Source organism: Sodalis sp. dw_96 (genome assembly GCF_018449575.1).
Lineage (GTDB): Bacteria > Pseudomonadota > Gammaproteobacteria > Enterobacterales > Enterobacteriaceae > Acerihabitans.
The window spans coordinates 1-265 of sequence record NZ_JAAVUT010000076.1; the positions used below are offsets into that span (position 1 = coordinate 1).

The 265-nt window shown below is 59.2% G+C and carries 1 pseudogene; it reads right to left on the bottom strand.

The features are described from left to right. Positions 1 to 265, bottom strand: a pseudogene (locus HB631_RS26845) (type V secretion protein A); the annotation flags it as partial.

Below are 265 nucleotides of genomic sequence, written 5' to 3' on the forward strand. Positions count from 1 at the left end.
CGGAGGCGTCGTCGGACAATTTGGCGTTGAAATTCAGCCGGCCGTTATTGCCGGCATAGTCGCCGGTGACGTTCAGTACGGTGCCGCCGGCGCCGTTGAGGCTGATGATGCCGGCGTTGCTGGCGCTGGCAATGGTTTGGCTAAAGCCGTTTAGATCCATGGCACCGCCGGAGGCGATGGTAAAGTTCGAATCGGGGCTGAATGCGTGGGCGGCCAGGGCGGTTAATGTGCCGCCATTAATATTGGTGTTGCCGACGTAGGTATT